Below are 22215 nucleotides of genomic sequence, written 5' to 3' on the forward strand. Positions count from 1 at the left end.
CCGTTCGGCCGGAATTTCCGCAAATTCAGCCCTTTGCGGCAGGGGCGGAGCGAGGGGCGTTCAGGGAGTGCTGCCCAATCGGCCAGAATCCCAGAGTCCGTCCTGACAGGGCAGGACACGCCCGCCGAACACACAGGGGCGGACTTCCTTGAGAAACTCGACCCACTTGATCAGGATGCCCTGCGAGGGTTCGGAGCCCGAGAGGTAGATGTTGACCGAATAGAAGTTGTCCATTCCCTGCAGCATCAGCTGGACCACGGCGCGGGTATCCACGGGATTGTCGGAGGGGCAGTCATAGACCGTGATCCGGCGAGGCGCATCCAGGTCCTCGCGCAGCCAGTCGGTCGCGCTGGCACCGGGGCACTGCTCGCGCAGCGTATCGAGAAAGTGGGCGCGAGCCCGCGAGATGTCCGTGCGCCAACTGGAATGGAACACGAAGACCTCCGCCGCGTCGGCCCAGCGATCCAGCTCGTCCTGGGTGCGCCCGAGCTCGATCAGTTCGACGTGGGTATCCTGATTGGCATCCCGGTTGACCACCGTCCAGCCTTCGGTCTCAGGAAAGGCCAGATCGATCCGCTCGATGCGGTCGGGCACCCGGCGTACGGCCTCGCGGGAGTCGTGCGGGCTGGGATTGACCGGAGTCGGGTCCAGAACCGGGCTCTCGGCGCCAGCGACCAGCGCGGACAGGCACAGTGCAAGCAGACTGTTCATGGGCTCACCGGCAGGGCGGTTGTCCAGTCACCCGTCCAGGAGCGTTCGAAGACCGATTCCAGCTGTCCCGGAACCTGTCCGCCTTCAAGCACCAGCCCCAGGTTGCGGCTGCTGTGGAAATAGTCGCGTTCCCAGTTGGAGCTGCCCAACCAGGCATTCTTCGAGTCGGTGACCATGTACTTGCAGTGCTCCACTCGCGAAAAGGGAATCGCGCCACCCGAATGGGCCGGTACCCGTGAGACGCGCACCTCCACCCCGGGCAGGCTGTCCAGACTGCGCAACCAGGGCAACTGGGTCGGTTTGAGGCTCCAGTCGCTGACCAGCAGGCGCACGCGCAGCTGACGCTGGGCGGCATGGCGCAGGGCGCGGTCGAGGGTGTCCCAGTACTCACCATCCCTGGATTCCAGGCCGTAGGTCAGTACCTGGACATCCACGGATTCTTCGGCTTCCTCGATCAGGCGCACGATCTGGTAGCCATTCCAGAGGCGACGGGTGGGCAGGTATTCGAGAGGCGAACTGACGGGCGTGACCCGCGTGTGGTCGATGACCACGGGGAAGGGATCGGGATACTCGTCCACCAGAGCTTCGGCGGAGGCACGGTCGGGGCTGTCGCAGAGTGCCCAGTCCAGATTGAAGAGGCGCTGGATCCAGCCGCCCGTGAACTCGTCGTCGACCACCAGGCCCAGCTCGTGGATCTGGCTGAGGGCGCGCCAGTCCCAGTTGGCGCTGCCCACATAGGCCCTGCGGGAATCGGCCAGCATGAACTTGGCGTGCTGCACTCCTCCGTCCAGACGCTTCAGGTCCAGGACGGCGGTCTGGATTCCCTTGACCCTGCCCAGCCGGTCAACGGTTTGCGGGTACGTATCGAGGAAGACCCGGTCGACCAGGATGCGCACCGCGACACCGCGCGCCGCGGCCGCCTCGACGGCCTGCAGGACCGGGGTCAGGCTCTGGCGCCCGGCCTCGTTGCCCGGGGGTTCCAGCTCGCCGTCGGCGATGTAGAACTGTTCGATGTCCAGAGTCTCGCGGGCTCCGTTGATCAGCTCGAGCCAGGCGGTCTGGGTCGCGCGCAGGCCGGGCTCGCCGATCCGGGTTTCCAGCGGCACGCTCTCGACCAGTTCCAGGCTGGACGCGAACGCGGGTAGCGACAGGGCGCTCATCAGCAGCCAGGCCCAGAGGCCGGAATACGTCATCAGGTTCCTTCTCCGCCGTCGGCACAGCGGTGCCAGAGAATCAGTGTGTTGCCTGAAGGATCAAGGACCGTGGCGGCCTGGATCGCCCCCGGCTTGGATGCGAGGGCCGGATCCGGTTCTACCAGCAGTTCGCCGCCCTGTTCCACCACCCGGTCAATGGCGGCCGGCAGATCGGGGCAGCAGAAGGAGAGCGCGGGGGCGTCCCCGTACTCCCGGGGAAGCAGGGCGATGCGCAGTTCCCCGAAACTGAGCTGGCAGAAGCGTGGACTTTCCAACCGCACTTCGGCCCCCAGATTGAGGTAGAAATCCCGCGTGCGTTCCATGTCATCCACATAGAGGATCGTTTCAACCAGTTCCATCGCCGTCCCTTTCCTTGTGACGCACCGGCTCCTGCCCGTGGAGCCCGCCGACCGAGGCGCGCAAGGTAGGGATCGGGGCGGGTTGCGACAAAGTCCGCCTCCACACTCGACCCCTCGCGCGGGTCGCGCGGCGGGCAATAAAGCCGGAATCCCTAAGTTGGCGGCCTGCCAGGACGAGGCGTGGGCGGTCCGGGAGTCGCTCTTCCGATCCACGCCCCTCCCGAATCCGCCCGCTGAGAAAGGTGAAGCATGTCCCGATCAAGAATCCGCGCTCTGCTCTGTTCCCTGCTGTTGTCAATCCCCCTGCTCGTCCCGAGGCTGCAGGCGGCCCGCGCGATGGTGGTCTCGGCACATCCGCTGGCCTCGGAAGTCGGCCTGCAGGTCATCGCCGAGGGCGGCAGCGCGGCGGACGCGGCGGTGGCGGCGTTGTGCGTGCTGAATGTGGTGGAACCCCACGCCTCCGGACTGGGCGGTGGCGGCTTCGCCTTGTGGCGGGGCGCGAATGGATACCCCGAGTGCATCGATTACCGCGAAGTCGCACCCGCGGGCCTGGACACCACCGTGTATTACGACCCGGCCGACAGCCTGCACCTCGCGCGGATCGGGGGAGGACCGACGGTGGGCGTGCCCGCGACGGCCCTGGGTCTGCACCGCCTCTGGCAGCGCCACGGACGCCTGCCGATCTCGCGCCTGCTGCAGCCCGCGATCGATCTGGCCCGCCGGGGCTATCCGGTGAGCGAGGCTCTGGCCACCCAGATCACCGAGCACATGGAAGGCATTCTCGAGGACGAGCAACTGAGCACACTGTTCCTCATGGACGGTCTGCCGCCCAGCCCGGGTGACACCCTGCACAACGAGCCGCTGGCGCTTGTGTTCGAAGACCTGGTGCGCCAGGGGCTGGATTCCTTTCCCGCCAGCCAGGGCGCGGCGCTGGCCGCCACGGTGCAGGCCGCGGGTGGCTGGATCACCGCCGCGGACCTCGAGAACTATCAGGTGCTGATCCGTGAGCCGCTGCGCTCAAGTTATCGCGGAATGGAACTGCTCAGTCCGCCGCCGCCCGCCACCGGCGGCCTGGCCCTGATGGAATGCCTCAACATTCTCGAACCCGTGGACCTGAACTCCCTGGATGAGGTCCAGTGGCGACACCTGTTCTGCGAGGCTCACAAGAAGGCCGCCCGTGATCGCAGCGCGCGCGCCGGGGACCCGGCTTTCTACACGACTCCGCTGGATTCGCTGCTGGACAAGACCCTGGCCCGCCGTGTGCTGGACCAGATCCATCCCGATGGAGTACACGGCACCTGGCCCGCCCTGGGCAGTCAGTCCTATGGAGAACGCGCAGCCAGCCTGCCCGTGCACGGCGAGGTCTTTCCGCCCAAGGATCACGGCAACACGACTCACATCAGCATCTGGGACGAGCAGGGCAACCTGCTGAGCCTGACCCAGAGCATCAATTACTTCTTCGGCAGCGGGCTGATCGTCAACGGGTATCTGCTCAACAACCAGATGAGTGATTTCTCCTTCGAGACCGATGACCCGCTCAACCGCCCGGCTCCCGGAAAACGCCCGCGCAGCAGCATGGCGCCGCTGATCGGCCTGCGCGAGGGCCAGCCCGTGCTCTGTCTGGGCACACCCGGTGGGCCGCGGATTCCCGGTGCCATGGAACAGATCCTGATCAATCACATCGATTTCGGCATGAGTCTGCAGCAGGCGATCGACGCCCCGCGCATGCACCCGATGGGCCTGACCCTGGTGCACGAGACCCGGCTGGCGCCGGAGCTCATCGCTGCCCTCGCGGATCTGGGTTACAAGCCCTATCCCTATGGGGACTTCAATTCCTATTTCGGCGGGGCACACGGCATCGCGCGGGCCGCCGACGGCACCCTCGAAGGTGGCGCCGATCCTCGACGCGGTGGCCAGGTGGCCGGGTACGACCGTTGAGCGCCCGGCTGACACACCCTCTCCACCGCTTGCCCCTGGGACTGCTGGCCCTGTTCCTGCTCTCCTCCCTGCCGGCCCGGGCGATCACTCCGGGCGAGGCCGAGCAGGCCGAAGCGCAATGGCTCAAGGCCTGCGCCGTGATCCGCGAGGCCCGTTATCCCAACGGCAGCAAGATCCCCGCCCGTGATACCAGCGGCAGTGGGCTGCTGGGGCACGAGGACGGCGAGCTGACCACCAGTCTGGGCCGGCTGGAATCCAAGCAGGCCACCCTGCAGAGTGGCTGGGTCTGGATCGTGGCCGACCTGGTCAACCAGGCGGGCGTGGCACGCGGCGACTCCGTGGGCATCACCATGACCGGTTCCTTCCCCGCTCTCGACATTGCCGTGTTGATGGTGCTGGAAGCGGGGGGCGTCCACTGGGTGGGCGTGTCCAGTTTCGGGGCCTCCACCTGGGGCGCGAACACGGCCGAAGCAAGCTGGCCCTGGATGGAGCAGCTGCTGCTCGAGAAAGGACTGCTGTCGCACGGCTCCCGCTGGCTCACGCCCGGCGGCTCCAGCGACCGATTCCTGGGCCTGCCGCTGGAGCAGTGTCTGGGCCTGGCCGAGTTGATGCGGGACTTCGACAACTCCTTCCATCCCTCCAGTCTGCAGCAGGCGGTGGAACTGCGCAGGGTCTATTTCGGGCACCCGGCCGCCTATATCAATGTGGGTGGCGGACATGCCGCCATCGGCACCAACGGTTTCGGGCGGCTGGCCCACCCCGGCTTGCTCAACCGCAGCGACGAGCTGCTGGCCGAAGGCCTCAAGGACAGCCGGGGAGTGCCCGGGCTGCTGCAGCACTATCTGGAGGCGGGCACGCCCGTGATCCAGCTGATGGACATCGGCGACCTGGCCACCCGCTGGAACCTGCCGGTGCCGCCCACGGAACTGCATTCACCCCACGTGGACCGTGTCAAGCCGGGTGAGAAATGACCCTCTGGATCCTGCTGGGCATGGTGGCCTGGTTCGCCGCGGTGACATTTCGCTGGAACTGGCCCATCGGGCTGGGGCTGGCCTCGGCGGCCGCTCTCGGGGGGCTGGTGGCGGGGGTGCCGCCCTGGGCGCCCGGTGGTGACGGCCTGCTGCGCCATCTGGTGGAAGGTTCCTTCGTCTACATCGATCCGATCCTGATCATGGCCACGGCCCTGGTGTTCATGAAGGCCATCGAGGCCAGCGGTCTGCTGCCCGCGCTCTCGGTGCGCATCCTGCGCGGACTGGCCCACCGCCCGATGCTGCTGGCGATCCTGATGGGCGCCTTCATCGCCTTTCCGGGCATGCTCACCGGACTCACCACCGCCAGCGTGCTCACCACGGGCGCGATCGCCGCCCCTCCCCTGATGAAACTGGGGCTCGACCGGCGGCGCACGGGAGCGTTCATCGCGATCTGCGCGATCATCGGAATGGTGGCACCTCCGATCAACCTGCCCGTGATGATCATTGGCGGCGGGGTGGACATGCCCTACATCGGCTTCACCGTTCCGCTGCTGGTGCTGACCCTGCCGACCCTGGTGTTCACGGCGCTCTTCCTGGCCTGGCCGAGCCTCCGCAAGGGCGATGCCCGGGCTGTGCTCGCCGGACTCGACGATGGTCCCTGGCAGCGTCACGGAGTGAAACTGTTGTTGCCCCTGCTGTTGGTGCTGGTGCTGATGAGCGCCCCTCAGCTCTTCCCGGGGCGTGTGCCCTCGCTGGGACTGCCGCTGGTGTTCCTGCTGGGCGCCCTGCTGGCCATGGTCACGGGCGACCGAGTGCGGCTCGTGGACTGTGCCTCGGCGGCCGTGCGACAGGCCCTGCCCGTGATGGCGATTCTGGTGGGCGTGGGCTGTTTCATCCAGGTGATGACTCTCACGGGCATGCGTGGCGAGCTGGTGCTGAGTTGCCTGGAACTGCCCCACTGGCTGCTCTTCGTGAGCATGCTCTTCGCCCTCCCGATGTTCGGTGCGGTCAGCGCCTTCGGCAGCGCCAGCGTGCTGGGTGTGCCCTTCCTGCTGGCCCTGCTGGGCCGCCCCGAATTGTGGGTGGCCGCCGGGCTGTCCATGCTGGCGGCCCTGGGCGACCTGATGCCCCCCACGGCCCTTTCGGGCATTTTCGCGGCCCAGGTGGTGGGCGAAGAAAAGTACACGCGCGTGCTGCGCCATTGCCTGGTGCCCGCGTTGCTGCTGGCGGGCTGGGGTCTGGCGACGATCCTGTTCGCCGCCCAGTTTGCCGCCGTGTTCACCCCGGCACCCTGATGGAGGTCCCGTGCTGTTCGTGATCTACCTCTGCATCACCGGCCTGCTCTGCGCGCTGATCGTGCGCGAGCTGCTGCGCTCGCGCGATTGGCGCGAGCAGGGCGTGGCCGCCCTGGTGCTGGTCCCCCTCCTGCTGCGCGTGTTGCTGATCAAATGAGCTCGCAGTCCACATCGCGGGGCGCGCGCATGCGTGGCCCCCTGCTGCTGCTGGCCAGTCTGCTGGTCTGCCTGCTGGCCGGTCGTGATTTCCTGCTGCAGAGACACGCGGAAGCCCTGGTGGCGGGGCCGGGCGTCTGTGAGTCCAGGGTGCTGAGTGACTGGTTCAGCCCGCTCGCCGGCGGACGCGGTGACACCGAAGTCTTTCTGCTGGCTGCCTCCGAGGAAGATGATGGTGGGCCGCGAGTGCTGGTGCTGGGCGGCGTGCATCCCAACGAACCCGCCGGTTATCTGGCGGCCGTGCTGCTGGTCGAAAACCTGCAGGTGGACACAGGCAGGCTCTGGGTGATTCCCCGGTCCAACGCCAGTGCCTTCAGCGCCACCGAACCCCAGGAAGGCCATCCCCAGCACTACACGCTGGCGGCCCGCGATGGCAGCCCGCGCGAGTTCCGCCTGGGCAGTCGCCTGACCAATCCGCTGGACCAGTGGCCCGACCCCGAGATCACCGTGCATCACCCCAGCGGGCAGAAGCTCTCGGGCAACGAGACCCGCAACCTGAACCGCTGTTTTCCCGGACGCCCCGGGGGCAGTCACACCGAACAGGTGGCCTGGGCGATCAGCCAGCTGATCGAGCGCGAACGCATCGAACTGGTGATCGACCTGCACGAAGCCTCACTCGAGTATCCGGTGATCAATGCCATCGTCTGCCACGAACGCGCCTCGGAGATCGCCGGAGCGGCCCTCTTCGGACTGGAAATGGATGGTTTCGAGTTCAATCTGGAACCTTCGCCAAAGAATCTGCACGGACTGAGCCACCGCGAACTGGGCGACCGCTTCGACGGGCTCTACGCCCTGCTGATGGAAACCGCGAACCCGATCCAGGGCCGCCTGCGCGGCCGGACCCAGGTCTCGCAGATCATCGAGGGCACCGACGCCTGTTACCTGCGCGCCCAGGCCATCGGCATGAACCGCGTCCCATTCACGGCCGACGGGATTCCCCTGCGCCTGCGGGTGGCCAGGCATCTGGCCGGGTTCCGGGAGCTGCTCGCCGGCCTGACCTGGACCGACCCCGACCGTGAGATGCTCTTCCGCGGCCTGCCCGACAAGGACACCCTGCTGGAACAGGGTCTCGCCCCCTTTCTGAATCCTGCTGTCCGCTGAGCCTTTCGCCAGGGCCGTGAATCCTGCCAGCTTCTCGCCACACAAGGGACTTCCCCCACGCTGCCGTGTGATCCGCAGCTTCCTGTCTTCCCCGGCTGACGCGGCTCAAACATTCCTTTCTCCACTCCATCAAGACGGTCCGGCAGCATCCGATACAGACGCTTGACAGATCTCAGTGGCTGCCAACATCATTGTCCCGTACAAGCAAAGGCCCAAGACATGAACTCCTCGATGACCCTGCGCACCCGTCTGGTCGGGCTCTTTCTGATTCTCGGCCTGGTGCCGCTGGTGATCTTCGCGATCCTGCTCACCAAACAGGCCGGCCTGGCTCTCAACCAGACCTCCGGCGAGGCCATGGAGGCCGTGGCCACCCAGACGATCTCCTCCATCGAAAAGCAACTGGCGGAACGTTATGGCCAGGTCCAGTCCTTCGCCAGCACCACGAAACTGCTGCCCGAACAGATCCCCAATCTGCCCAACAGCATGAACATCTACGTGGGCGCGTACTACATATATGACCTCATGCTGGCCCTCGATCCGGAGGGCAAGGTGCTGGCCGCGAACACCAAGGACCAGGCAGGCAAGCCCGTGGACAGCTCTTCCCTGCTGGGCACCAACATGGCCGACCAGGCCTTCTTCAGGGAGTGCATGTCCGGCTCGATCGGCGTGGGCCAGACCTGGTACGAGGATGTGAACCGCTTCCCCGAAGTGGCGGAGGCGCTCGGAGGATCGCCGATGAACCTGCGTTTCGCCGCGCCGATCCGATCCCTTGAGGGAGACCCGATTGGAGTATGGGTCGCGTACATCAGTTGGGACCGTACGGCTGCCGAACATATCCGTGGGGTTCAGGCGGATTTCGAGCGCGATGGCAAGGCGTCCTTCGAGTGCAACCTGCTGCGGGCCGATGGCATGCTGATCCAGGACAAGGACCCGGCTCGCATCCTGAGTGTCAATCTGAAGGACGCGGGATTGCGCGCCGCCCTGAAGATCGCCGATCACGAAGATGGCTACATCATCGAAGAACACCAGCGCACACACCTTCCCCAGATCAATGGCTACGCGGTCAGCAAGGGTGTACACGGCCGCAAGCTCTTCGACTGGGGTGTGCTGGCCCGGATCAACGTGGCCGAGGCCAACGAGAAGATGGCCACGATGAAACACGCCAGCATCACCCTGATCGTGATCTTCGGTGTGATCCTGCTGGTGGCCGCCTGGCTGGTGGGCAGCAGCATCTCGAAGCCTGTGCAGAAGACCGCCGAGCTGCTGGATCGCGTGGCTGATGGACAGCTGGACGAGACTCTCAACATCAAGCGCAAGGACGAGCTGGGCCGGATGGCCACGTCACTCAACCGCACCATCGAGGTGCTGCGCGAGGCCGAGGCCTTGCGCCAGGCCAATGCGGGCCAGCAGCGCGAGATGCTGCGAGTGCGCGCCATGGTGCAGAACAGCACGCTGGCGATGCTTTATGTGGACACGGACAACACGATCCGCTACTCCAACCCGGCCGCGCTCACTCTTCTGCAGAAGACGGGCGACATTTCGGCGGACAGCCTGGACAACGGGCGCCTGGACAAGGTGCTGCCCATGGGCCGCACCCTCGTGGAACAGGGCACACATTCGGCCAACCTGCCCTGGACGGGGACCTTGCCGCTCAAGGACAGCCAGCTCTCCTTCAGCCTGGACGAGATCGTGGACGAGAAGAAGGAACGCCAGGGACTCTGCATCTCGATCGAAGACATCACCGAGCAGCTCGCCAACGAGCAGCGTGTGCGCACGGCCGCTGAGCGCGAACGCCAGGAAGCCGCCGAACTGCAGCGCAAGGTGGACCAGCTGCTCACCACCGTGAGCGCGGCCGCCGCCGGTGACCTGACCCAGGAAGTGCCGATCACGGGCAGCGACGCCATCGGCCAGGTGGGAACGGCACTCAACGGCTTCTTCCATTCGATGAGGACCAGCATTTCCACCATCGGAACCAACCTGAGCCAGCTCCAGGACAGCAGTTCCTTGCTGGGCTCGATCAGCGCCGAAATGAATACAAGTGCCGAGGCCACCAACCAGAAGGCCGTTGAGGTGGCCAACACCACCCAGCAGATCAGCGGCAACATGCAGACCAGTGCCACGGGCGCCGAAGAGATGGGAGCGTCGATCCGCGAGATCAGCCGCAACACGGCGGAAGCCGCCAAGGTGGCCGCCGCGGCCGTGCAGCTGGCTCAGTCCACGGGCGCGGCGATGAGCCAGCTCAACATCAGCTCCGAGGAAATCGGCGAGGTGGTGAAGGTGATCAGCGGCATCGCCGAACAGACCAACCTGCTGGCGCTGAACGCCACCATCGAGGCGGCACGCGCCGGGGCCGCGGGCAAGGGCTTCGCCGTGGTGGCCAACGAAGTCAAGGAACTGGCCAAGGAAAGTGCCAGAGCCACCGAAAACATCAGCCTGAAGATCGCCACGATCCAGGAGAACACGGGCCGCGCCGTGACCTCGATCGAGCAGATCACCAGCATCATCGACAAGATCAACGACCTGCAGAATTCGATCGCCAGCGCCGTGGAAGAACAGAGCGTGACCACGGGCGAGATCACGCGCAGCGTGCACGAAGCCGCCACCGGCTCGCACCAGATCGTTGAGAACATGGAACAGCTGGGCGTGGTGGCCCAGGCCTCCAACCGGGGCGCCACCAGCACGGCCGACGCCGTGGAACACCTGAACAGGATCGCCGAGGACATGGGAGAACTGATGCGGCGCTTCCACGTGTGATCCAGCATCATCCGCACACAGAAAAGGCGGGCCCGCGAGGGTCCGCCTTTCTGTTTCACGGTTGTCCCGTTCGTGCGTCGATTCAGGCGCTCAGTGAGTGCCGGCTGTCAGGATCGCCTCGCGGCAAGGGTCCAGATCCCCACCCAGTTCACGCATCTGCTTCATGACCCGTCCTTCGGAATCCAGCACACTGATCACGCTGGCGTGGGAAAAGTTGCCCGCCGCATCTTTCTGGTACGGCACATCGAGCACAACCGACAGTGCGCGCACGTCTTCCGGCTGGCCATGCAGCAGTGTCCAATGGGCAGGATCCAGTCCCTGCGCCCGAGCATAGGCCTTGAGTGTGGCCGGATCATCGCGCGCGCTGTCGAAGCTGATGAGCACGAATCCCGGGCGTGCCGTCATTGTGCTCTGCTCCAGTTCCCGCAGCTGCTGCAGGATCCGCGGGCAGGCGTACTGGCAATGGGTGAAGATCATGGCCACGACCCGCACCTCGCCGGCCAGATCGCTCAAGTGCATCTCGTGACCGTTCTGATCCTGCCACACGGACTGCATCCGGTAGAGTGAGGTTTCGGGCAGGGCGTTCCGGCTGGCGGTCGGGGGGGCCGCCGCGCAGCAGGCGTGTGGCGGAGTCGCGGCTTCCTTGGTCGGCGGTGCCGGCGGGGCCGCACCCAGCAGCAACAGCAGTGGCAACAGCGACAACAGGGTCCACCCGGACCCTTGGTGACAAAGGCGTTGGGTCATGGTCTCCTCACTTTGTATCCGCTGACGTCGGGGAAAGGGGATCCCGGGCGCAGCGGAATCCCAGGCTGGATACACAATCCTTGCCCGAGAGCCCACTGCGGAAGGCGTAGCGCATGAAGGCGGCGTAGTCGTTGCGATCCGTCGCCTGCTGGGCGCCGCCCGCACAGAAGAAGCGGCGATCCACGTCCCCATCGGCGCGGGACTCGCCCGTGATCAGGGCAGAATTGAAGTCCTCGACCCACTCCCAGACCAGCCCGTGCAGATCCCAGACCCCCCGGGCGTCCGCTGCGGTCGAGCCGATCGATGGCAATGGCAGATGTGTCGGGTGTCCATACCAGTCCAGGATCCGCTGGCTCACACCGGGGTCCGGGTGCCCGTTGCCGGCTCCCGCGGCATACTCCCACTCCGCCGTGGTCGGCAGGCGCTTTCCGCGCCACTCGGAATAGGCTCTGGCCGCGAACCAGGAGATCTGTGTCACGGGACTGTTGCGCAATTCCAGGGAATCGGGTCCCAGTTGCAGATCCCCGGACCAGAGGGCCAGATAGCCCGGACCGGCGAACAGGGCCGGAACGCGAGACCGGCGCCATTCCGGACGGGCCTCGACGAATTCCAGAAACTGCGCGTGTGTCACGGGAAAGCGATCCAGATCGAAGGCGTTCACATGGCAAGCGGGATCCTCTTCCCCACCGACGTACAGCGGCAGGTAGGATCCGCTCGGAATGCGGACCATGTCCGCCGCACGCGTGGCAGCGGCGGCGGACAGGGCCAGACCCAGAATCAGGCTGATGACAAGCCGTTTCATTTGCGCTCGGCCGCGACCTGGGCCGGCTCGACCCGGCCACCCGTGTTGCCCCAGGAGTGCAGCACATAGGTCAGTACGCTGGAGATCTCTTCGTCGTTGAGGTTCAGGGCCGGCATCACACCGTTGAATGTCTGCCCATTGACGGTCAGTGGCCCCTGAAGCCCGTGCAGAATCGCCCGGACACCGCGCATCGGATCCGCCTGCAGATAATCGGAACCGGCCAGGGGTGGGAAGGCCCCGGGGATTCCCTTGCCATCCAGCTGGTGACAGGCGGCGCAGTTCAGAACGAAGATCCGCTGCCCTTCGGCGATACGCTCGTCCAGGCTCAGGGGATGGTCCCGCACCGGAGAACTCTCAGCCGTGAGTTTCTGCAGCGCCCCGCCTTCGGGCAGATAGACTTCTTCGGACTGCAGCCCCGAATAGATCTGGGGATCCTCGTCGCCCTCCACCTTGAGCATGCCCAGCGCGCCCTTGTTGAAGGCCCGGAAGATGGCGTGATCCACCAGCAGGAACGTACCCGGTACGTCCACCTTGAATTCGACTTGGGCCGCTCCACCGGGTGGAACCAGTGTGGTCTGCACATCGTGCTGGTCGGCCACCGTACCTCCCATGGTGTGCACCAGGTCAAAGATCTCGCCGATCACATGGAATGAAGAGACCAGATTGGGTCCGCCGTTGCCCACGTAAAGGCGCACGGTCTCACCCGTGCGCGCGCGCAGTGCATGCTCATCGTTCAGGGCACCCACGGCCCCGTTGAAGACGACGTAGTCCGGGTCCTCGTGCAGGGCTTTTGCCATGTCGAATGGCTGCAGTCCCGGTTGACCGAACGTTCCCGCCGTATAGAACTCTCCCTGCATCACATAGTATTCGTGATCCACGGGCGGCAGGCCTTCCTCGGGCTCCACAAGGATCAGGCCGTACATTCCGTTGGCGATGTGCATGCCCACGGGTGCCGTGGCGCAGTGGTAGACGAACAGGCCGGGGTTCAGCACCCGAAAGGTGAAGGTCGAGGTCTTTCCCGGGGGGGTGAAGGAAGAGGTTGCCCCGCCCCCCGGCCCGGTCACGGCGTGCATGTCGATGTTGTGGGGCATCTTGTTGTCGGGGTGATTGCTCAGGTGGAATTCCACCTCGTCGTTCTGGCGCAGCCGCAGCATCGGGCCGGGCACGGTGCCACCGAAGGTCCAGAACGTATACTCCACACCATCAGCCAGCTTGCCTTCGAACTCCTTCACTTCAAGATGCACGATCACCTTGGTCGGATGATCCCGGGCGATCGGTGGCGGTACATCGGGGGCGTGCGCCAGCACGGCCTCTTCCTGCCCGCTCAACGCGGCCCGCTCCACGGGGCTCAGCCCCCAGCCCTCCCGACCGTCTTCTCCCTTGTGGCCGGATTCGCACCCTGCGGACAGCAGCAGGAGCACGGCGGCTCCCAGACAGGGCAGAATCGTGTGCATGGGTCGCCTTGGCATGTCTGTTCCTCCTGTTCGGATCCAGGCTCTTGGATCCCTGGATTCCAGCCACCAGATTTTGGCGTCGAAGGCTGGGTTCGATCACTTGCTTGCAAGTAAGCACTTACTTACATTTGGCGCAATGGAAAAAACACCACGAAAAAGCGGCCAGGCCCGCCGTGAAGAAATTGCCCGGGCCGTGCTTGAGATTCTGGGCGAACAGGGCATCGCCGCCGTGACCACACGGAATCTGGCCCAGCGCGTCGGCCTGACCACCGGAGCGCTGTTCCGCCACTTTCCCACCACGGAAGCCATGCTCTGCGAAGCGGTTCGGGTGGCCAGGGCCCAGGTCGATGCCACGTTTCCCGATCCGGGCCTGCCGCCCCTGCGCAGGGTGCTGACTCTGGCCCGGGCGCGCGTCGCCCTGATGGGCGGCAGTCCCGGTGTGGCCTGGCTCTTCCGCTCCGAACAGGCCCGGCAAAGCCTGCCCGAGGAATGTGTCGACCAGCTGCAGGAGCTCTCGATCCGGTCACGCGGCTACCTGCTGGACGCTCTGCGTGAGGGGGTGACGAACGGCAGCATCCGACCGGACATTCCCGCGGAGGACCTGCTGGTCCCCGTGCTGGGAACCATCCACGCGCTGATCGGAATGCGCGGAATCCACGACTCACCCGTGAATGGGCAGGGTCAGACCACCGAACGGGTTCTGGCGGCCCTCGAACTCATGCTGTCACCGCCCTCGCCCGTGGCTCACGATTGACGCATCGCAACCAAGGAACCGGAGGACCCATGACATTGGAACAAGGAATCAAAGTCGGCGTGCTGGCGGCCAAGCACCCTCTGAGCACACGCGTCTTCGCCCGGCATCAGATCGACTTCTGCTGCGGAGGGGGGCAGCCACTGGACCGTGTCTGCCGGGAGAAGGGACTGGACCCTGACCGGATTCTGGCGGAAATCACCCGGGAGCTGGAGGGCCCGACCGAGTCCCCCACGAGCTGGCTCAGGGCTCCGTTGCCGGATCTGGTCTCGCACATCCTGAACCAGCATCATGAGCCGCTGGTCGAAGAATTGCCCCGCCTGGAAGGCATGGCCCGCAAGGTGCTGGCCGTACACGGGGAAAAGGATCCGGAGCGTCTGGAAGAACTCCTCACGGTATTCATCGCCCTGCGCCAGGACCTGGAACAGCACATGCGCGAGGAAGAGACGGCGCTATTTCCCCTGATCCTGGCCGGCAGAGCACCCGGCATGGAGATGCTGGACGGCATGCGGGAGGAACATGAAGCGGTGGGACACATGCTGGCGAGGCTGAATCAGCTGACCGACGGCTACCGGGTCCCCGCGGCCGCCTGCAACACCTGGCGCGCCCTCTGGCATGGCCTGGCCGCGCTGGAACCGTCGCTGCACGAACACATCCACCTGGAGAACAACATCCTCTTTCCCCGCGCGATCGCCGAGGCTCACTGAGCCGCCGCAAGGTGGACATCTCGCCACAGGATGACTGAAACACGCACCGCCCGGCCAGTGGCCGGGCGGTGCGTCGTTTTGAGAAATGGGATGTGGAGTCCGCTGGCACTCCGCAGGGTGGGCATGGGTCGCAGGCCGCGCCCACCTTCCAAAGCATCGCGCAATCCAGGCAGTGACCGAGCGCCGCGGAACTTGCAACAGAAGTGCATCTCATCGCCATCCTGAACCACGACCTCGCGCAGTTCGCGCGCACGCACATCGTAGGGTGGGCAAAGGCCGCAGGCCGTGCCCACCTTCCTCACCCACATCAAGGATCCTTCCCGACTCCACCAGGAACCTGTCTCTGCAACATTCCCTGTCCCCAACCAGGCGGGTGCCAGCCTTTGGCCATCGCTCGTCGCACTGTGCTCCAGGGCCACTCCTCCGGCGCTCGACACACTCCATGCTTCACTGGATTGAAGTGCACATACTCAATGATCGCTTCGGTCGCTGCATCGTCGTCAATCAGATGCTCCCAGTAACGACGTTGCCAGACACCTTTCTCACGACGCCGTGTCATTGACTGCGTCACCCGCCCGGCAAGGCATCCGCGACTGAAACTGTGCTTTATTTTTCGCCACCTGAGCGGATAGTCATGATCATCGGCAGGAAGTCGCCAGACCGCATGCAAGTGGTCAGGCAGGATCACCAGTGCAAGTGTCTCGAATGGGTGATTGAGGCGGACCGTGCGATATCCGCTGCAGAATCTCCGGACTGCGGCCGGTGATTCAAGCCAGGGATATCTGTCATGTGTCACCAAAGTGAAGAAGTAGAGACCCCCTGGAACACGCGTTCGACGAAAATTCAATGAAGCGCCTCGGGTTCTGATACGTCAACGCTACAGAACGACTTCATCCAATACATGTTCCGAAGGATCTTGAGGAGACGAGAGAACGAAAAGAGTGGTGTCAGGTTTTCGCCACACTTTCGATGTATCGAGTGGTGAAATTCAGGGAGATGGGAAGGCCAGTAGTCCTTGCCAATCCTCCGGGCAGGCCGGGGGGTGATGGGCACGGCCTTCGGCCTTTGCCCATCCTACCGTGGTGCTCCAGATTGTGGGTGCTGGGCAGGGCCGTTGGCCTTTACCCATCCAGCGGCGCAACGAAGGTCCGGATCGACTCTCAGACGTTGAAGCGGAAGTGCATCACGTCGCCGTCCTGGACCTCGTAGTCACGCCCTTCGACGCGCAGGCAGCCCGCGCTGCGGCAGGCGCTCTCGGTTCCGTGTTTGACATAATCATCAAAGGCGATCACTTCGGCACGGATGAAGCCCTTCTCGAAATCGCTGTGGATCACACCCGCGGCCATGGGGGCCTTCCAGCCCTTGTGGATGGTCCAGGCGCGCACTTCCTTCTCGCCGGCAGTGAAGTAGCTGATCAGACCCAGACTGGCGAAGCCGATGCTCAGCAGCTGCTCCAGCCCGGTCTCCTCCACCCCGTAGGCGGCCAGCAGCTCGACGCGCTCCTCGTCGCTCACGCCCGCCAACTCCTCTTCGGCGCGGGCGCAGACACGCACGACCGCATGGCCATGGGCGGCAGCATAGTCGCGCAGACTCTGCACCATGCTGTTGTCGCCGTGCAGTCCGGCCTCGTCCACATTGGCGCAGTAGATCACGGGCTTGGCGCTCATCAGCCCCAGCCCGCGCACGGTGGCCGCCAGTTCCTCCTGCTCCCTCAGCGCGGGCCAGCTCACGGCGGGTTTGCCGGTTTCCAGGTGGGCCACCAGCCCCTGCAGGCCCTCGAGGGTCTTCGCAGCGGCCTTGTCGTTCTTCGCTTCCCGGGTCAGGCGCTGGATCCGGGATTCCAGAGTCTGCAGGTCGGCCAGGATCAGTTCGGTCTCGATGACTTCCACGTCGCGCACCGGATCCACGCTGCCGTCCACGTGCACCACGTCATCGTCCTCGAAACAGCGGACCACGTGCAGGATGGTATCGGTCTCGCGGATATTGCCCAGGAACTTGTTGCCCAGACCTTCCCCGCGGCTGGCACCCTTGACCAGTCCGGCGATGTCGCAGAAGTCGATGGTGTTGTAGAGCACGCGCTGCGGCCTGACCAGTTCGGCCAGCTTGTCGGCCCGCTTGTCGGGCACCGGGACGATGGCCTTGTTGGGCTCGATGGTGCAGAAGGGATAGTTCGCCGATTCCGCATTCTGGGCGCGGGTCAGAGCGTTGAACAGTGTGGACTTGCCGACATTGGGCAGTCCGACGATACCGATGCTGAGGCCCATGGGGGCATTCCTCCGGGTTGCAAAGGCGCTGAAGGTAGGCAAATCGGCTCGAATCGGCCCGCTCCTCGCGGCGCAACAGGGGCGAAAGCAGCTTGGGCGATCCGCCTTTTCTATCTTGCACGCCTGATTCATCGGCCGCCCATGCGGCCCCCCAGTCAAGGATGCTGCCCCATGTCCAGCAATACCCTGCAGGACCCCGTGATCGAGAAGCTGCGCGGCCTGGTCCCCGAGATCGAACTGGCCAGCCGCGCCGAAGTTGTGCACGAGATCGAGGCGCTCAAGATCCAGCGCCAGGCCCTGATCCTGGGGCACAACTACATGGAACCGGCCCTCTTCAACACGGTGCCGGACATCACGGGCGACAGCCTGGAACTGTGCCGCAAGGCCGCCGAAACCACCGCCCCGGTGATCGTGTTCTGCGGCGTGCGATTCATGGCCGAGACGGCCAAGATCCTCAACCCGGAACGCACCGTGCTGTTGCCCGCGCAGGTGGCGGGCTGCTCGCTGGCCGCCAGCATCACGGCCGAGGATGTGCGTCAGCTGCGTCGTCGCTACCCGGGCGTACCTATCGTGGCCTATATCAATACCTACGCCGAGGTCAAGGCCGAGGTGGACATCTGCTGCACTTCAGGCAACGCCGCGCGGGTGGTGGAAAGTCTGGCCGGCGACACGGTGATCTTCCTGCCCGACGAATACCTGGCCCGCAACGTGGCCCGTGATACCGGCCGACACGTGATCCTGCCCGTGATGCACGACTCGGCCGATGGCCCGGCCTTCCCGCCCGACACCGACATCGAGCGGGTGATGATCGGCTGGCGCGGGCGCTGCGAGGTGCACGAGCAGTTCAGCGTGGCCGATATCGAGATGGTGCGCGCCCAGTTCCCCAACACCCGCATCCTGGCCCACCCCGAATGCAGCCCCGAGGTGACTCTGGCCTCCGACTTCTCCGGCAGTACCAGCGAGATGACCGCGTACGTGCGCGAGACCGAGGCCGAGAGCTTCCTGCTGCTGACCGAGTGCTCGATGAGCGACAACATCGCCGCGGCCAACCCGCACAAGAAAATGCTGGGGCTGTGCTCGGTGCGCTGCCCGCACATGAACGAGATCCGGCTGGAAGACGTGCGCGACTCGCTGATCCACATGCGGCAGGAGATTTTCGTGCCGGAAGACATTCGCGTGCGCGCCCTGCGCTCCGTGACCCGCATGCTGGAACTGTAGCCCTGATCCGCTTTCTGTGTCGCATCGCATGGGAGTGAGCATGAACCGCATCGACTGTCCCGTGCTGATCCTGGGCTGCGGCATCGCCGGCAGCACGGCGGCCCTGCAACTGGCCGACGCGGGCATTCGGGTCACCGTGGTCACCCGGGCCTCGCTGCCCGAGGAAAGCAACACCTACCACGCCCAGGGCGGCATCATCTATGAGGGCGACGACGACTCGCCCGAGCTTTTGCAGGAAGATCTGCTGCGCGCGGGCGACGGCGTCAACAACCCGCTGGCGGCCAGACTGCTGGCCGAAGAAGGCCCCCGCCGTGTACGCCAGGTGCTGATCGACCGGGTGGGCGTGCCCTTCGACCGTGGCCCCGACGGCGACCTGGCCCGCATCCGCGAGGCGGCCCATTCCAGCGTGCGCATCCTGCATGTGGGCGACAGCACCGGCCGTTCCATCGAAGTAGCCCTGCTCAACGCGATCCGCGAGCACCCCAATGTGACCCTGCTGACCCGGCGCACCGCCGTGGACCTGCTGACCCCCGCCCATCACAGTCTGAACCCGCGCGATGTCTACGAACCCCTGAGCTGCTGCGGCGCCTATGTGCTCGATCACGCCAGCGGCCGCGTGGACACGATTCTGGCCGCTACCACGGTACTCGCCACGGGCGGACTGGGCCAGGTTTACCTGCGCACCACCAACCCAGAGGGCTCGCGCGGGGACGGTCTGGCGATGGCCAACCGCGCTGGCGCCCGCGTGGTCAACTGCGAGTACGTGCAGTTTCACCCCACGGCCCTGTACCACGACGGCAAGGCGCGCTTCCTGATTTCCGAGGCGGTGCGCGGCGCGGGCGCGAAACTGATCAACCGCGACGGCGAAGCCTTCATGGCCCGCCATTCTCCCCAGTGGAAGGACCTGGCCCCCCGCGACGAAGTGGCCCGCGGCATCCACCGCGAGATGATCGCCAGCGGCAGCACGAATGTCTGGCTGGATCTGGCCTCGGCCCTGCCCGCCGCCGAGATCCGCACCCGCTTTCCGATGATTCACAAACGCTGCCTGGAAGTGGGCGTGGACATCACGAGCCAGCCGATCCCCGTGGTGCCCGCCGCCCACTACTTCTGCGGCGGTGTCTGGACCGATCTGGAAGGCCGCACCAGCATCGAGCGACTGTACGCCGTGGGCGAAGTGGCCTGCACGGGCCTGCACGGCGCCAACCGCCTGGGCAGCGCCTCGATTCTGGAAGGCCTGGTCTGGGGCTGCCGGGTGGCCGAGCACATCGAAGCCCGCAAGGACACACCGGCCCCCGTCGAGGTGGCCGACTGGGAAGGCCCCGGCGAGAACGAGCCCGACCCCGCCCTCGTGCTGCAGGACATGAATTCGATCCGCCACATGATGTGGAACTACGTCAGCGTGGTGCGCACTACTCCCCGCCTGCGCCGCGCCCTGCGCCACCTGCGCACCCTTGAAACCGAGATCGAAAGCTTCTACCGCCGCTCCCGCATCTCCGACACCCTGATCGGCCTGCGCAACGCCGTGCGCAGCTCAGTCCTGATCACGGCCGCCGCGCTGGCGAATCGAAAGTCGATGGGGTGTCATTACCGGGAATAGTCGCCGATATGATCGCCAAGGATGACCGCAAGGGAACAGGATCGACCGTTGCGAAATGACTTCTCGCATCCGGAGCTTCGCCGCCGCGTGCGTGTGCTGCGGATCTTTCCAAACTGGGCCTGTTGCCTGCGGCTGGTCTCGGCTCTGGCGATGGAGTTCGACGAGGATTGGCAGACCGACCGGCGCTGTCTCAACATGGCGCCATCGGCCGAATCCGAAGAAACGGGCTGGAAGAACGCCGGCTGAAGTATAAAAGATTTCCGACTGGACTCGCGCCAGGGTCATCGGTGGGTGCAAGGGCCGTGACAAGGCGAGGCATCTGCTTCATGCAGCTGCTGGCCCGCCTGGATGTCACACAGGTCGTTCGCGCATTTCCCGTTGGATCTCCATGAGCTCTTCCATGCTCATATCAGTATCGATCCCGTCGACATCAAGTGGTGACTCATTGATCTTCATCGGACGAATGGTGAACAATTGACCATCTTTCCTTCGCACAAGCACTTCGCCATCCAATTGGGCGCGATCCAGAAGAGAAGCAAGCTTTTGTCGCGCTTCAGAATATGTGTACGTGATCATTGATCAATCTCCAATACTTTGACGTCTGCCTGCCTTGCCTTGCCTTGGCGACCAGCCCGCCGTCCCGAGTCAATAGTGGCGTCCGAGTGGGTTGGTGGGCACGCTGCGCTTTGCCCACCCTACGGGGGATCACAAACCAAACTTCTGTTCAGGAGGCCCAGTTGATTCTGGGTTTCTTCTTCGTGAGAGCGCACTCGCGCAGGAAAAGGTTGATCAGTGTCTGGTAGGGAATGCCGGATTCCTCGGCGAGCTGCTTGAAATAGATGATGATCTCCGGCTCCAGCCGGATGGTGACCGATGTCTTGAGCTTCCTGGCGTAGGGATTGGGCTTGGCAGCACTGAAATCGTATTCATCTTTCATGGTCGTACACCCTTCGCGTAGAATCGGGTCTCATTGCGGGTGGCCTTGCGGGCCGAAATGATCCGGATGTGATGCTCGTCTTCCCGGTAGCAGTGGCACACGACCAGCAGCCGCAGGGTTACGCTCATTCCCAGCAGGATGAAGCGATCCTCCTCCCTGGAATGCTCGGGGTCCGCAATCAACAGAGCCCGTTCATCCGAGAAGGCAGTCTTCGCCTCCTCGAAGGAAATGCCGTGCTTGCGCTGATTGGACCTCGCCTTCGGCTCGTCCCAGCTGAATTGAATCGTCTCCACCGCGGACAGTAACAAGTTTACAGTGTATGTACAAACCAAAAGTCCTGATCCCTGGAACCTGATGACTTCAAGAGTCCAGGCTCTCAAGGCAATGCCTCAGGGCTCACTGGTTGCGGTCCCGGAATTCTGGCCGATTCGCGCCCGCCCGTGGATTCCCCACGGGCTATGATGTGTGACGCCCCGTTCGGGGCTTGGCTGGAGAGAGTGTGCGTTGGCGTCCGAGTGGGTGGGTGGGCATGCTGCGCTTTTCCTGCCTCGCGGGTCGGTGATGGAGACATGGACTCTGGCCGGAATCATCAACATGGCCAGGTCCCCATTGTGTCGGGCATCCGCGTCCGCCCGTGGATTCCCCACGGGCTATGATGTGTGATGCCCTGTCAGGGGCTTGGCTGGGAAGGTGTGCGTGGCGTCCGAGTGGGTGGGTGGGCGCGCTGCGCTTTGCCTGCCCTCGATGGTGATGGAGACATGGACTCTGGCCGGAATCATCAACATGGCCAGGTCCCCATTGTGTCGGGCGTCCGCATCCGCCCGTGGATTCCCCACGGGCTATGATGTATGACGCCCCGTTCGGGGCTTGGCTGGGGTGAGTGTGCGTTGGCGTCCGAGTGGGTTGGTGGGCACGCTGCGCTTTGCCCACCCTACGAATGGGTGACGGTTTCATCGACTGTCGCCCTGACCATCCTCCTGCAGGATTCCCATTGTGTCGGGCATCCGCGCCCGCCCGTGGATTCCCCACGGGCTAAGGATGTATGATGCCCCGTTCGGGGCTTGGCTGGGGTGAGTGTGCGTTGGCCTCCAATTTGGTTGGTGGGCACGCTGCGCTTTGCCCACCCTACGAATGGGTCGGTTATGGCTGGCCCTGACCATCCTCATGCAGGATTCCCATTGTGTCGGGCATTCGCGCCCGCCC

At 64.8% G+C, this 22215-nt stretch carries 22 protein-coding genes; 11 read left to right on the top strand and 11 right to left on the bottom strand.

Going from position 1 to position 22215, the window contains the following annotated elements; all coding sequences use genetic code 11:
- Nucleotides 1–60: 60 nt before the first annotated feature.
- From H6678_13505 to H6678_13515, 3 genes are read right to left on the bottom strand one after another with little or no spacing between them, the layout of a single operon-like run.
- Entirely contained in the window at nt 61–711 is a 651-nt protein-coding gene (locus tag H6678_13505; GenBank protein ID MCB9474810.1) for a hypothetical protein, read from the bottom strand.
- Entirely contained in the window at nt 708–1904 is a 1197-nt protein-coding gene (locus H6678_13510) for a hypothetical protein (GenBank protein MCB9474811.1), read from the bottom strand. Before H6678_13510 ends, H6678_13505 begins: the two co-directional genes overlap by 4 nt.
- Nucleotides 1904–2263 carry a hypothetical protein gene (locus tag H6678_13515; GenBank protein MCB9474812.1) on the bottom strand — a complete coding sequence of 120 codons (360 nt, stop codon included), beginning with the start codon at nt 2261–2263 and terminating at the stop codon, nt 1904–1906. The genes H6678_13510 and H6678_13515 overlap by 1 nt, the downstream gene beginning before the upstream one ends.
- 249 nt (nt 2264–2512) lie before the next feature.
- Between H6678_13515 and ggt the strand changes: the two genes are divergently transcribed.
- The 6 genes from ggt (at nt 2513) to H6678_13545 (ending at nt 10538) form a co-directional block, all read left to right on the top strand.
- Entirely contained in the window at nt 2513–4201 is a 1689-nt protein-coding gene (ggt, locus tag H6678_13520) for a gamma-glutamyltransferase (GenBank protein MCB9474813.1), read from the top strand.
- The gene (gene pgsW, locus H6678_13525) at nt 4198–5172 is read left to right on the top strand and encodes a poly-gamma-glutamate system protein (GenBank protein ID MCB9474814.1); all 975 of its coding nucleotides are present in this window, start codon (nt 4198–4200) and stop codon (nt 5170–5172) included. Before ggt ends, pgsW begins: the two co-directional genes overlap by 4 nt.
- The gene (locus H6678_13530; GenBank protein MCB9474815.1) at nt 5169–6467 is read left to right on the top strand and encodes a TRAP transporter large permease subunit; all 1299 of its coding nucleotides are present in this window, start codon (nt 5169–5171) and stop codon (nt 6465–6467) included. The genes pgsW and H6678_13530 overlap by 4 nt, the downstream gene beginning before the upstream one ends.
- Nucleotides 6468–6477: 10 nt before the next feature.
- A complete protein-coding gene (locus tag H6678_13535; GenBank protein ID MCB9474816.1) occupies nt 6478–6624 on the top strand; it encodes a hypothetical protein in 147 nt (48 codons plus the stop codon).
- Nucleotides 6625–6869: 245 nt separating this feature from the next.
- A complete protein-coding gene (locus H6678_13540) occupies nt 6870–7784 on the top strand; it encodes a succinylglutamate desuccinylase/aspartoacylase family protein (protein MCB9474817.1) in 915 nt (304 codons plus the stop codon).
- A 219-nt stretch (nt 7785–8003) separates the two neighbouring features.
- Nucleotides 8004–10538, top strand: coding sequence for a HAMP domain-containing protein (locus H6678_13545; GenBank protein ID MCB9474818.1), 2535 nt, complete (start codon nt 8004–8006; stop codon nt 10536–10538).
- 90 nt (nt 10539–10628) lie between these two features.
- Here H6678_13545 and H6678_13550 read toward each other — a convergent pair whose 3' ends face one another.
- The 3 genes from H6678_13550 to nirK are packed head-to-tail and all read right to left on the bottom strand — an operon-like array spanning nt 10629 to nt 13538.
- On the bottom strand, nt 10629–11282 hold the full coding sequence (locus H6678_13550; GenBank protein MCB9474819.1) for an SCO family protein: 654 nt from the start codon (nt 11280–11282) through the stop codon (nt 10629–10631).
- 7 nt (nt 11283–11289) lie between these two features.
- A complete protein-coding gene (locus H6678_13555; protein MCB9474820.1) occupies nt 11290–12084 on the bottom strand; it encodes a formylglycine-generating enzyme family protein in 795 nt (264 codons plus the stop codon).
- Nucleotides 12081–13538 carry a nitrite reductase, copper-containing gene (gene nirK, locus H6678_13560; protein ID MCB9474821.1) on the bottom strand — a complete coding sequence of 486 codons (1458 nt, stop codon included), beginning with the start codon at nt 13536–13538 and terminating at the stop codon, nt 12081–12083. The genes H6678_13555 and nirK overlap by 4 nt, the downstream gene beginning before the upstream one ends.
- Nucleotides 13539–13731: 193 nt before the next feature.
- Here nirK and H6678_13565 point away from each other — a divergent pair, with 193 nt between their 5' ends.
- Nucleotides 13732–14292, top strand: coding sequence for a TetR/AcrR family transcriptional regulator (locus tag H6678_13565; GenBank protein MCB9474822.1), 561 nt, complete (start codon nt 13732–13734; stop codon nt 14290–14292).
- Between the two features lie 29 nt (nt 14293–14321).
- Nucleotides 14322–14996, top strand: coding sequence for an iron-sulfur cluster repair di-iron protein (gene ric / locus H6678_13570; GenBank protein MCB9474823.1), 675 nt, complete (start codon nt 14322–14324; stop codon nt 14994–14996).
- Between the two features lie 307 nt (nt 14997–15303).
- On the opposite strand, the gene H6678_13575 is transcribed toward ric, so the two are convergent.
- Nucleotides 15304–15843 carry a transposase gene (locus H6678_13575; protein MCB9474824.1) on the bottom strand — a complete coding sequence of 180 codons (540 nt, stop codon included), beginning with the start codon at nt 15841–15843 and terminating at the stop codon, nt 15304–15306.
- 313 nt (nt 15844–16156) lie between these two features.
- Nucleotides 16157–17260, bottom strand: a complete 1104-nt coding sequence (gene ychF, locus H6678_13580) for a redox-regulated ATPase YchF (GenBank protein ID MCB9474825.1) — start codon at nt 17258–17260, stop codon at nt 16157–16159.
- Nucleotides 17261–17431: 171 nt separating this feature from the next.
- Between ychF and nadA the strand changes: the two genes are divergently transcribed.
- From nadA to H6678_13595, 3 genes are read left to right on the top strand one after another with little or no spacing between them, the layout of a single operon-like run.
- Entirely contained in the window at nt 17432–18478 is a 1047-nt protein-coding gene (gene nadA, locus H6678_13585; GenBank protein MCB9474826.1) for a quinolinate synthase NadA, read from the top strand.
- Between the two features lie 40 nt (nt 18479–18518).
- Nucleotides 18519–20075, top strand: a complete 1557-nt coding sequence (gene nadB / locus H6678_13590) for an L-aspartate oxidase (protein MCB9474827.1) — start codon at nt 18519–18521, stop codon at nt 20073–20075.
- Nucleotides 20076–20123: 48 nt separating this feature from the next.
- A complete protein-coding gene (locus H6678_13595) occupies nt 20124–20321 on the top strand; it encodes a transposase (GenBank protein MCB9474828.1) in 198 nt (65 codons plus the stop codon).
- Between the two features lie 105 nt (nt 20322–20426).
- Here H6678_13595 and H6678_13600 read toward each other — a convergent pair whose 3' ends face one another.
- The 3 genes from H6678_13600 to H6678_13610 all read right to left on the bottom strand — a co-directional run bounded on the left by H6678_13600 (nt 20427) and on the right by H6678_13610 (nt 21305).
- Nucleotides 20427–20651 carry a type II toxin-antitoxin system Phd/YefM family antitoxin gene (locus H6678_13600; protein ID MCB9474829.1) on the bottom strand — a complete coding sequence of 75 codons (225 nt, stop codon included), beginning with the start codon at nt 20649–20651 and terminating at the stop codon, nt 20427–20429.
- A gap of 148 nt (nt 20652–20799) precedes the next feature.
- On the bottom strand, nt 20800–21012 hold the full coding sequence (locus H6678_13605; protein ID MCB9474830.1) for a BrnA antitoxin family protein: 213 nt from the start codon (nt 21010–21012) through the stop codon (nt 20800–20802).
- Nucleotides 21009–21305, bottom strand: a complete 297-nt coding sequence (locus tag H6678_13610) for a BrnT family toxin (GenBank protein MCB9474831.1) — start codon at nt 21303–21305, stop codon at nt 21009–21011. Before H6678_13610 ends, H6678_13605 begins: the two co-directional genes overlap by 4 nt.
- Between the last annotated feature and the right edge of the window lie 910 nt (nt 21306–22215).

It is taken from the genome of Candidatus Delongbacteria bacterium, assembly GCA_020634015.1.
GTDB lineage: Bacteria > CAIWAD01 > CAIWAD01 > CAIWAD01 > CAIWAD01 > JACKCN01.

Coding starts and splice junctions, on each gene's coding strand:
- nirK (MCB9474821.1), bottom strand. CDS start 13,538: ATGCACACGATTCTGCCCTGTCTGGGAGCCGCCGTGCTCCTGCTGCTG.
- ggt (MCB9474813.1), top strand. CDS start 2,513: ATGTCCCGATCAAGAATCCGCGCTCTGCTCTGTTCCCTGCTGTTGTCA.
- H6678_13530 (MCB9474815.1), top strand. CDS start 5,169: ATGACCCTCTGGATCCTGCTGGGCATGGTGGCCTGGTTCGCCGCGGTG.
- ychF (MCB9474825.1), bottom strand. CDS start 17,260: ATGGGCCTCAGCATCGGTATCGTCGGACTGCCCAATGTCGGCAAGTCC.
- H6678_13545 (MCB9474818.1), top strand. CDS start 8,004: ATGAACTCCTCGATGACCCTGCGCACCCGTCTGGTCGGGCTCTTTCTG.
- H6678_13550 (MCB9474819.1), bottom strand. CDS start 11,282: ATGACCCAACGCCTTTGTCACCAAGGGTCCGGGTGGACCCTGTTGTCG.
- nadB (MCB9474827.1), top strand. CDS start 18,519: ATGAACCGCATCGACTGTCCCGTGCTGATCCTGGGCTGCGGCATCGCC.
- H6678_13515 (MCB9474812.1), bottom strand. CDS start 2,263: ATGGAACTGGTTGAAACGATCCTCTATGTGGATGACATGGAACGCACG.
- nadA (MCB9474826.1), top strand. CDS start 17,432: ATGTCCAGCAATACCCTGCAGGACCCCGTGATCGAGAAGCTGCGCGGC.
- H6678_13600 (MCB9474829.1), bottom strand. CDS start 20,651: ATGATCACGTACACATATTCTGAAGCGCGACAAAAGCTTGCTTCTCTT.
- H6678_13505 (MCB9474810.1), bottom strand. CDS start 711: ATGAACAGTCTGCTTGCACTGTGCCTGTCCGCGCTGGTCGCTGGCGCC.
- H6678_13555 (MCB9474820.1), bottom strand. CDS start 12,084: ATGAAACGGCTTGTCATCAGCCTGATTCTGGGTCTGGCCCTGTCCGCC.
- H6678_13605 (MCB9474830.1), bottom strand. CDS start 21,012: ATGAAAGATGAATACGATTTCAGTGCTGCCAAGCCCAATCCCTACGCC.
- ric (MCB9474823.1), top strand. CDS start 14,322: ATGACATTGGAACAAGGAATCAAAGTCGGCGTGCTGGCGGCCAAGCAC.
- H6678_13510 (MCB9474811.1), bottom strand. CDS start 1,904: ATGACGTATTCCGGCCTCTGGGCCTGGCTGCTGATGAGCGCCCTGTCG.